The sequence below is a fragment of the Mucilaginibacter sp. genome (assembly GCF_039935595.1).
Classification (GTDB): domain Bacteria; phylum Bacteroidota; class Bacteroidia; order Sphingobacteriales; family Sphingobacteriaceae; genus Mucilaginibacter.
Window position 1 is genome coordinate 1 of sequence record NZ_JBDTJZ010000016.1, and the last position, 10,156, is coordinate 10,156.

The 10,156-nt window shown below is 42.5% G+C and carries 8 protein-coding genes; 2 read left to right on the forward strand and 6 right to left on the reverse strand.

Annotation, left to right across the window (positions count from 1 at the left end; translation table 11 throughout):
- Positions 1-136 precede the first annotated feature (136 nt).
- The 4 genes from ABI367_RS00780 to ABI367_RS00795 are packed head-to-tail and all read right to left on the reverse strand — an operon-like array spanning position 137 to position 7,982.
- Complete coding sequence (locus ABI367_RS00780; RefSeq protein ID WP_462231007.1) at positions 137-1,594, reverse strand: rubredoxin; 1,458 nt, start codon at positions 1,592-1,594, stop codon at positions 137-139.
- Entirely contained in the window at positions 1,591-5,115 is a 3,525-nt protein-coding gene (locus ABI367_RS00785; RefSeq protein ID WP_462231009.1) for a molybdopterin-dependent oxidoreductase, read from the reverse strand. Before ABI367_RS00785 ends, ABI367_RS00780 begins: the two co-directional genes overlap by 4 nt.
- A gap of 17 nt (positions 5,116-5,132) precedes the next feature.
- A complete protein-coding gene (locus tag ABI367_RS00790) occupies positions 5,133-6,422 on the reverse strand; it encodes an MFS transporter (protein ID WP_462231011.1) in 1,290 nt (429 codons plus the stop codon).
- 18 nt (positions 6,423-6,440) lie between these two features.
- Positions 6,441-7,982 (reverse strand): alginate export family protein, encoded by a 1,542-nt coding sequence (locus tag ABI367_RS00795; protein WP_462231013.1) that lies wholly within the window; start codon positions 7,980-7,982, stop codon positions 6,441-6,443.
- Positions 7,983-8,491: 509 nt separating this feature from the next.
- Here ABI367_RS00795 and ABI367_RS00800 point away from each other — a divergent pair.
- Positions 8,492-9,136: a Crp/Fnr family transcriptional regulator gene (locus ABI367_RS00800; RefSeq protein ID WP_462231015.1), complete on the forward strand. Its 645-nt coding sequence runs from the start codon at positions 8,492-8,494 to the stop codon at positions 9,134-9,136.
- Positions 9,137-9,154: 18 nt separating this feature from the next.
- Here the strand turns inward: ABI367_RS00800 and nirD are convergent, their stop codons facing one another.
- Together nirD and ABI367_RS00810 are read right to left on the reverse strand one after the other, a co-directional pair.
- Positions 9,155-9,517 (reverse strand): nitrite reductase small subunit NirD, encoded by a 363-nt coding sequence (gene nirD, locus ABI367_RS00805; protein WP_462231017.1) that lies wholly within the window; start codon positions 9,515-9,517, stop codon positions 9,155-9,157.
- A gap of 128 nt (positions 9,518-9,645) precedes the next feature.
- Positions 9,646-10,065 (reverse strand): hypothetical protein, encoded by a 420-nt coding sequence (locus ABI367_RS00810; RefSeq protein WP_462231019.1) that lies wholly within the window; start codon positions 10,063-10,065, stop codon positions 9,646-9,648.
- On the opposite strand from ABI367_RS00810, the gene ABI367_RS00815 reads away from it, so the two are divergent.
- Positions 10,059-10,156: hypothetical protein (locus tag ABI367_RS00815; protein WP_462231021.1), on the forward strand; the 98-nt coding region annotated here is incomplete at its 3' end. The genes ABI367_RS00810 and ABI367_RS00815 overlap by 7 nt on opposite strands.

The following is a 10,156-nucleotide window of genomic DNA, read 5'->3' on the forward strand; positions in this document are numbered from 1 at the left end:
ATGACGCAGGGTAAGAGTCAAGAACTTTTTTCACTTTTTTTGGAAGGCATAGTTATAGCGTTGCCCTTTAAGCGTAAACGACAATGAATTATGCTTCTATTTATCATTGCCGTTGGCCTCTGCAAACTGAGTGCAGTTAAATAGGAATGGCTTTAGCCAAATTCACCACCACGAAATCCTCTTTCGGCGAGTCGCAGGTTGGACAGCAGTATTCAGCTAAGTTTTCAAATGGTGTACCCGGGGCTATGCCATTTATCTGATCGCCGTAGGCTTCGTCATAAACACTAAGGCAATTTTTACATTGATGTACCTGGTGGGTAGCAACAACTGTTTCTTCAACAGTTTCTTCGGTTATGCCGGTATTAACACTTGCATTGCTTTTAAGGCTGTAAAACCAATTGCACAGTTCAATTAAATGCTTGCTTAAATCGCTTTTGGCAACGTTTGGGCGATAAACAATGGTGTCTTTAGAGTTTGGGTTAAAATCTTTGGTATGCTGTATCTCAAAAAATTCGCCTTCCAATTTTTTTAACACTATCGACCCGCACAACCCGGTTTTAGGTTGTTTTTTTATAGCGAACGATAAGCGGTAGGTACGCAGGTCGGCATCTTCAAAATCACGTACCAGTTGTTTTTTAAGGTCGAGGCAGTAATCGCAGGCATCCTCTATCTGCCAGTTCAGTTCGTTTGCGGCATGGCGCACGTTAATACGGTATTTATTGAGAATAACACCCCAGCTATCTCTGTCCTTTTGCTCAATGCCTTTTATTAAAAGCGATTTCCACGGGGTTGTATATAGCTGGCCAACCCGTGTTTGCATACATAGCGCGCAAATATCCTTCAAAAAGTCAATCGCAAACAATTCATCACGGCGGTAAATACCCAGCCATTGCTTGTTGCCATAGCGGTTAAAACCTTCGTAATAGGGTAACTGAAAATCAGGAATTTTTAGCGGCTGAATAATAGGTTGCATTACAAAATTCCCCTTACTGGTTACCAGCTTGTGTAAAAAGGCCGAGTTAACCTTGGCCTGATCATAAAACATATTTTTATTAGCGAAGATTACCTCCTCAATACATTTGCTGATACTTGCCACATCGTCCGAGTATACCAGCGTGGGCCAGCAATACAGGATATTGGTTTTGGGGAAGCGGATATACAGGTACCAGTAATTGCTAATATCCGAAGAAATAAAATTCAAGTTCCCCGTAAAAAATGGGGCGAACGTTTGGTTGCTATCCACCACGTTTATTTTAAGCGTGGGTTTATGGTTAAAGCCATCAAAAATATCTTTATAAACACCCTCTTTTACCCAGTTCTCATAATTGAAAACGGTATCGGTAACGTACGAGCTTAGAATGTTGGGGTAGTTATCGGCATCCAGTTCAAAAGCTATCTCGGCACTTAGCATATCGTTTTCCAGATCCTCAAGGTATTCGGCCCCTATGGTAAAATACAATTGCTGGCGGTTACCCAAGCGAATATGCCTTGCCTCGGCTCTCTCGGCAATGAGCAATATCTCGTACATATCCCCGGCAGATATTACGCCGCCCGGCAAGTTAATTTTTATCAGGTGTTCGCTTTTCTTTTTCATACCGTTACCTGGGTTAATTTTTGCAATGCTTCATCCAACAGGCGTTTAACCTCCGGCTTGCACGACCCGCAACCTGTGCCGGCCCCGGTAGCGCTGCAAACATCATTTAAGGTATTGCAACCCTCGGCCACTTTTTTGCGGATATTATCGGCACCTACATTATTACAGCTGCAAACCAGTTTGCCCAATACAGGCTCGGCTTGCTTACCGCTGCGCAATAACGACAGGCGTTTTTCGCTAAGCTCGGTTTTGTTGGCTATCAGTTCTCTAAACTCCTGGAACTCGCTCTTGTCGCCCACTAAAATAGTGCCCACCAGCCTGTCCTGATGAATGATGCATTTTTTATAGTAGCGTTTGGCTTTATCTATAAAAACTATCTCTTCGTAATTTATATCATCCGGACTTTCAGACAAACCTATGCTGCATAGATCAAACCCATGGATTTTAATAATATTCATAAACAGGCTGCCTTTGTAATAGCTGGCTATATCGCCGCTTATAAAGCGGGCCATTACCTCGGCCTGTTGTTCGGCGGCGGCAGTTATGCCGTATAAGGTGCCCTCAAACTCGGCAATCTCGCCAATGGCAAATACATCAGGATCGCTGGTTTGCATACGCTGGTTTACTATAACGCCGCGTTTACAAGCCAGTCCGCTGTCCTTTGCAATTTCTAAATTTGGTGTGGTACCAATGGCCAATATCATGGCGTCGCAGTTTATTTTGCGCCCGCTTTTTAAACCAACCCCTGTTAGTTTTGAGCGGCCGTAAAATAGCTGCACTTCGTCATCATAATAAATATCACAACCCTGATCAACCATTTCCTCGTGCAGTAAGCGGCTACCCAACTCGTCTAATTGTCTGTTCAAAAAGCGCGATACCCGCTGTACAATGGTTATTTTAATGCCAATTTCGCGCAGCGATGCCGCCATCTCCAACCCCAGCAAACCACCACCTACAATTACCACATGCCCGTTCGGCGAAATATGCTTTTTAAAGTTATCGGCATCATTACGGTTACGCATGGTAAATATGCCTGGCAGGGCAGGTACGTTTTTAGGCACTGATGCACGGCTGCCGGTAGCCAGCAGCAAAATATCGTACGTGGTTTTTATCCCTCTTGAGTCTATTACAAATTTGTTTTCGCGGTCAATTTTATCAACGGTAACACCACGATACATTTTGATATTATATTCCGGCTCTTCCTCGTCGGTCATTTTTACCAACTGCTCCCATTTTTGCTCGCCGCTAATGTAGTCGGGCAGCATAACACGGTTATAAAACGGGTGGTTTTCTTTACTGAAGATGATGATCTCATCGTCCCGGTTCAACTCACGGTAGCTTTTTACAAAGCCAAATGCACCCGCGCCTGCGCCAACCACCACCACACGCTGTGCGGGTTTTTTATATTTAACTACGTTAACTGCACAATATTTAAAATCAGGTTCTTTTGATATCGGATCTACCAAAGTACTGGTAATATTGTTGGCACGGTTCAGATCGCTGTTTAAAATTTTGCCCCAGTGCATGGGCAAAAACACCACGCCTTTTTTTATGGTAGTTGATATTTTTGCTTTGACCCGCACCTCACCACGGCGCGAGGTTATTACGGCAAGGTCGCCCTCGTTTAAGTTTAAAACCAGCGCATCATCAGGATGCATCTCTAAAAAAGCTTCCTTAACATGCTGATTGAGCTTGTTTACCTTGCCGGTTTTACTCATGGTATGCCATTGGTCGCGTATACGGCCCGTGGTAAGGATAAACGGATAATCTTTATTGGGCAACTCGCTGGTAAGCGTATCAGCAACCGGGCTTATTATAGCTTTTTGCGATGGTGTATAAAATTGTTTATCGGTAAACAAGCGTGGTGTGCCTTTTACCGGGCCGCGTTTTTTATACGGCCATTGTACGGTTTTTAATTCTTTAAGTATCTCATAATTTAAGCCACTAATGTCAATATTAGTTTTGGCAGTAAGACGGGCATGTTCGGCATAAATATCAGCCGGCCCGGCAAAATCAAAACCTTTATAACCCATTTTTTGCGCAAAGCGACAGATGATTTCGGCATCAGGTAATGCCTCGCCGGGGGCATCTATTACTTTATTTAAATAGCTTATGCGGCGCTCGGAGTTGGTCATGGTGCCTTCTTTTTCGGCCCAGCCCGCGGCGGGTAGTATCACATCGGCATATTGCAGGGTTTCGGGCTTGTTGCTTATCTCCTGCACCACTACAAATTTGGCTTTCTTTAACCCTTCTTCAACCATACGGGCATTGGGTAAACTGGTTACCGGGTTGGTACATAGTATCCATATTGCTTTAAGGCGGCCATCATTCAGTGCCTCAAACATTTCGGTAGCGGTTAATCCCGGTTGCGGATTGATGGTTGTACCACCCCAAAATTTTTCAACTTCGGCACGATGATCTGCATTGGCTAAATCGCGATGCGCAGGGAGCAGGTTTGATAAGCCACCTACCTCGCGGCCACCCATAGCGTTTGGCTGCCCTGTTAATGAGAACGGTCCCGACCCCGGTTTACCAATATGCCCGGTTATTAAGTTGAGGTTTATAAGGCTCAGGTTTTTATTTACACCAATGCTGCTTTGGTTAAGCCCCATCGTCCACATACTGATAAACCCTTTGGCCTCGCCAATATATTTTGCTGCGAGGCGGATATCAGCTTCGCTAACGCCACAAATATCAGATGATTCTGCTAAGGTTCTTTCAAAAACCATCTTGCTATAGGCTTCAAAACCTTCGGCATGGTCGGTCACAAAATCAATGTCAATGTCGCCATTCTCTATCAATACACGACCTATAGCATGGTTAAGGGTAACATCCGTGCCCGGATTTAATTGCAGGTGCAGGTCGGCTATGGAGCAGCTATCAGTAACCCTTGGGTCAACTATAATGATTTTGGTATTGGGGTTAGCCGCCTTATGCGCTTCAACACGTCGCCATAAAATAGGGTGGCACCAGGCCGGGTTGGCCCCGGTAACGTAAAAGCAATCGGCCAGTTCAATATCGTCATAACAGCCGGGCACACTATCTTCGCCCAAAGCCATTTTATAACCCGCAACGGCGCTGCTCATGCATAAGCGCGAGTTGGTATCAATATTATTGCTGCCTATAAATCCCTTTATCAGCTTATTTATAACATAATATTCTTCGGTTAAACATTGCCCCGAAGCATAAAATGCCACCGAATCGGGACCGTATTTATCAATAAAAGTTTTAAATACTGCGGCGGTACGCTCTAAAGCTTCGTCCCAGCTAACACGTTGCTTGGGCATGCTTTTGTTATACCGCATTTGCGGATACAACAGCCTGTCGCTTTTATCATTAACGGTATAGTGCAAATTTAAGCCTTTACTGCAAAGCATCCCTTTATTTACCGGGTGATTTTTATCGCCTTCCAGCGTAATAGTATCGTTCTTATCCTTGCCAATAAGCACACCACAACCTACACCGCAGTAACTGCAGGTTGAGGTTGTGGTGTTTAATAAGCGCTTATTAGATGTTGACATCAGGTAGTAATTAGTAGCTATGCGACAGCAATGCTGCTGTCAGTTTCTTCAATTGTTTCGGGTTTTGCGGTAAAACGGGTAATCAGTATAATTACCGATACTACTATAATAATATATCCTATATAGGTAAACGCCTCAACATAAGTAATAGTGGTTGATTTGAACAAGAAGCCAAATAGCATACCACCCAGGTTACCACCTGCTCCCACTATGCCGCTAACAAGGCCTACATTTTTAGTATTAATAAAAGGCACAATACCATAAGTGGCACCGTTTGACATTTTTAGGAACAAGGCGAACGTTAGCATACAGATAATGGCAACAAGCAATGAGCCTGCCTGTGCAAATAAAAGCAAGCCGCAGCCTTCCAGTAATAAAACCCCTGCCAATAGCAAACCTTTGCCCTTCATGCCAAATTTGCTGCCTACCTTATCAGAGGCTATGCCGCCCAGCGCGCGTGCAAAAATGTTCATGAAACCAAATATGCCGGCCCAAAAACCTGCCGAGCTTTGCGAAAGGTGAAAATTATCAACAAAATGCAAAGAAGCTACGTTATCAAAGGTAAGCTCCATGCCAAAGCACATCGCATAAGCTATAGTAAGGGCCCATATGCGCCAGTCGGCTAATACAGACCAGTCTGTTTTTTTATTGGCATGTGCGGTATGACCTATCTCGTCATAGTTGCCGTTAGGGGTGTCTTTGGTGTATTTATAGTATATATATGCTATGGCCAGCATCATTACGCCCGGTACTATCATGGCATAGCGCCACGCTTCGGCTTTAGTATAACCAAAGCCTACGATGGCTGCAAATATTAATGGCATTACCATGTTGGTTACACCACCGCCCAGGTTGCCCCAGCCGCCGGTTACCGCGTTGGCAGTTCCTTTTATGTTTGGCGCAAACATCATTGACGTATGAAACTGCGTAATAACAAATGATGCACCTATAACGCCAATAGCCAAACGGAACAATAAAAAGCTGGTATAGTCATGCGCTAACCCCACCAAAAATACCGGGATACTGCCTACCAGTAATAATCTTACTGCTGTTTTGCGCGGCCCCCAGGTATCGCAAAGTTTACCTATAAAAAGGCGTGCTATAATAGTTGCTGCTACTGATGCTATAATAGTATTACCTACCTGCCCTTTAGTAAGGTGCAGATCCTGGCGTATAGTAGGCATTAATGGCGCCAGGCCAAACCAGCCAAAAAAGCATACAAAAAACATTAGCCACGTAATGTGGAAGGTTTTCATTTGGATGCCGCTGGCCGAAAATATATTGAGTTTAGTTAATTGCTTTTCCATGATACTTTAAGTTAAGGGTTATTTATTTAAGAAATCAGGTTTAATGTTGAGTTGCAGGTAGGCCCATACCGGGCTAAGATGCGCGGTACCCGGTGTAATATTTTTAGCATATTCCATACTGCTTGTAGCAGCCATGTAGGATAAGCCAAGATCAACCGTGGTGATTTTATTAAGCTTATAGCTGGTAGTAAGGTCAAACTCGGTGCCCAGGTATTTATCAATGGCCTGTCCGGCTGTGCTTTTTTGGTTTTGAGCCAGGTAAAAATAGTGGTTTGCCAGTTCGGTGCTTAACCGTGCATTGGCCGATGTATATTTCACCTTTAAGTAAGGATTGCTTAAACCGCCGTTTGGCGCGCCGCTAACCGCATAAAAATAATCCATATAACCCCAAAACTTATGCGGGGTACCGTATAGCGGGTCAAACCGATGGTTGGTAGTTGATGTAGAGAATGCATCATTGCCTGATAAATAATCCCAACCGGCGGTGTAGGCAAATTTGGCAGGACTGTATATGGCCGATAACGTAGAGGTATAGGCGCTTAACGTTAACCCATCCTTATCATGCCCGCCCTGATAATAAAAGCCGCCATTTAATTTCCATTGATTTTTTGCACCAAATACCGGGTTGATCAATAAACCGGTAGTGATGCGGGTATTAGCGCCCGATAGATCAAACCGGCGGCCATATACATAGCCAACATCGGTGCCCGATGTGTTTTTAACAGAGTCAAGGCGATACTTGCCAAATTCGTCCGCTAATAACAGTGCAGATATCCTGGTTTTATCTATTTTTTTGGCCACATATAAATATTGAAGTGATTTGTAGTTCTGGTTAAGCCCGTTTGTACCCGGTGGGTTGATAAATGACGGGTTACCTGTTTTTGAACTTATGCCTGCCGCATTTACCAATGGTATGAGGCCGGCAGGGGTATTCACTAAATTGCCCTGGCTATCCTTTACGGTTGGCGATACGTTGCCCGCTACATAATAAGTACCATTATAATTTGTAGCATCTGTGTTTTGGTTAAAGGCAGCACCCAGATCAAGTTGCCAGCCTTTATTTAGCATTTTTAATACAATGGCGTCATGCTGCCGGGCCTGAGCTATCCAATCTGTAGCGCCAAGCAGCCTTTCGTCATCATAGGATAATTCCTGCCTACCAATTTTTACGGCGAAATAATCTACCGGCGATATTTTAAAATCCTTATCAGTTTTATTTGACAATATAATTTCGGCCCAGGCTTCATGCACACCTAATTTACTGCCGTCGGCAAGGCTTATGGTTGAGGCATCCTGCCCCCAAAGCCGCACATCTTGTAAAGATGTTTGAAATATAAGCCTGCTGGACTTGTAATTAAATGTTAGCCTTGTGCGTTGCGAGATGAAAAATGCGTTGCTGTTGCCGATGGGCTGCAGCGTACCATAACCATCGCGAAGTTCCGCCCTCGACCTGATTTGTCCGGTAAGCGATAGCTGTGCTGATGCTGTAAATGAGCAGCAGATAAGTAATAATGCCAAAGCCCGGATAACAATGTTTTGATTTGATTCATTTTTGTACATTTGAAATGGTTTTTAAGTTGTTAAAGCTGTAAAACTGTTTGCCCTGTCCGGGAATGCGACCTCCCGACAGGGTTTTTTTATTTATTAGTATTTTTTTTCTCCATATAATCCTTTTTTTAGTTAAATGATTGTTTTGTTGTTATAAATATATCCGATTTTGGACTATAAACCTAACTATTTTATCATTTAACTCAATTTTTATAACTTAAATCACATTCGATATTTATTTTTATCAATTTTTAAAATAAATAATGACATTTTAATAGTAAAATATTAAAATCGTAAATATTTTAATGATTAATTGTTAAATATTTGCATTAAAATTTGCCAATATTTCAGTTTTTGTTAGAAAATCTGCGCAAAATCACATAAAACTTTATAAAAATTTATAAAATATGCTATATTTTATTGTTTTTATTGTCAATTTATGATTATTATTGTGAAACATACATGAATTTTGAACGATAATGAAAAAAAGTAGCTTTGGGTGTGACACAAATCATTGTTTTTTGTGTAAAAACGTTTTAAAAGAGTGGCTTCCGGCAATATTAGAGCATAAAAAGAACTTTAAAGTAAAAAAAGGCGAACTAATATTTAAAGAAGGCCACCCGGTAACAGGTATATTTTTTGTAAACAGTGGCTATGTTAAGGTACATAAACGCTGGGATGCAGATAAGGAACTGATAGTGCGTTTTGCCAAAGAAGGCGCTATATTAGGCCATCGGGGCATGGGAAAACCACCTATATACCCTATATCGGCCACGGCTTTACAAAATGGTGTTGTGGGATATATAGATATGGATTTTTTTGAAGCTACCCTAAAAGTAAACAGCGAATTCACCTATAAACTACTGCAGTTTTTTGCTGATGAGTTACGCGAATCAGAAAGAAAAATGCGTAATCTGGCGCACATGTCTGTAAAGGGACGTGTTGCCGAATCATTAATTATATTAAGGGATCAATTTGGAGAAACCGAAGAGGGGTATATTAATATTGAATTGAGCCGCCAGGACCTGGCCTCATTTGCCGGCGCCACTTACGAAACAGTTTTTAGGGTGATAAACGAACTGGTAAATGAAAAAATGCTGATACTTTCGGGAAAGAGAATTACTATTGCTAACAACGAAAAGCTTATAAAATTAACGCAGGACTAAATAAACATTACCGGCATACTAAATAATGCCGGTAATGCCTACGTATACTTTTCCATCCTCAACCTTAACCGGGTAAGTTTTAATTTGATAATCTTCACCACTTAAACATTCGCCGCTTAACAAGGAAAATGTTTTTTTATGAAAAGGACAAGCTACCTTTGGTTCACAATCTTCGCCCGCGCTACCTATCATCCCACGCGATAAAACCATTTGCTGTTTATGCGGACATAAGTTTTGCGTAGCAAACCACTCATTACGGCGCTTAAAATTATAAATGGCAATTTGCTCCAAACCATGTTTCATGCAAACCCCGCCGTTTTCGGGCACATCATCGGTGTAGCAGGCCAATATCCATTCAATTGTTGCAACTGTTGTTTTCATAATTTTATTTTATTTTATTGTCATTTCGAAACGCAGTGAGAAATCTTATACGACGACATCCGATGCCCATCTGATGTATAAGATTTCTCCTCGTACCTCGTTCGAAATGACAAGGGTTTTTATTTATATTACCAACTCGCTTTAACCTGCTCACGCATAGGTTCAAACTTAATACTGGGATCCTTGTCCTGTGGTGCATTAACAAAGTGTTGAAAACGTTTGCGCAACTCAGGACTTTCAACCACCTCTTTCCATTCGCAATGATAGGTATCTACCAGTGCCTGCATTTCTTCGTCCAATTGTTCGGCAATGCCCAGGCTATCATTTATCACCACATTTTTCAGGTAATCAATGCCGCCCTCCATTTTATTGAGCCACGTTGCTGTACGGGTAAGCGGATCAGCAGTTTTTATATAAAACATCAGGAACCTGTCCAGGTATTTAATGCAGGTTTTGCTGTCAATATCCGTAGCCAGTAATTGTGCATGCTGTGGTTTTGAACCGCCGTTGCCACATACAAAAAGGCGGTACTTACTCGGTAGTGCCACGTGTACCGGGCGGCGAGATAACCCCTGACAAGCTGATCGTATTGGGCCAGGTTGCCAAAAAATATGGCCTGTATACTAAAATTACCGGCGG

Bases quoted from the DNA above. Each gene is read 5' to 3' on its own strand.
- ABI367_RS00780 (WP_462231007.1), bottom strand. From the start codon at position 1,594: ATGAAAAAGAAAAGCGAACACCTGATAAAAATTAACTTGCCGGGCGGC.
- ABI367_RS00785 (WP_462231009.1), bottom strand. From the start codon at position 5,115: ATGTCAACATCTAATAAGCGCTTATTAAACACCACAACCTCAACCTGC.
- ABI367_RS00790 (WP_462231011.1), bottom strand. From the start codon at position 6,422: ATGGAAAAGCAATTAACTAAACTCAATATATTTTCGGCCAGCGGCATC.
- ABI367_RS00795 (WP_462231013.1), bottom strand. From the start codon at position 7,982: ATGTACAAAAATGAATCAAATCAAAACATTGTTATCCGGGCTTTGGCA.
- nirD (WP_462231017.1), bottom strand. From the start codon at position 9,517: ATGAAAACAACAGTTGCAACAATTGAATGGATATTGGCCTGCTACACC.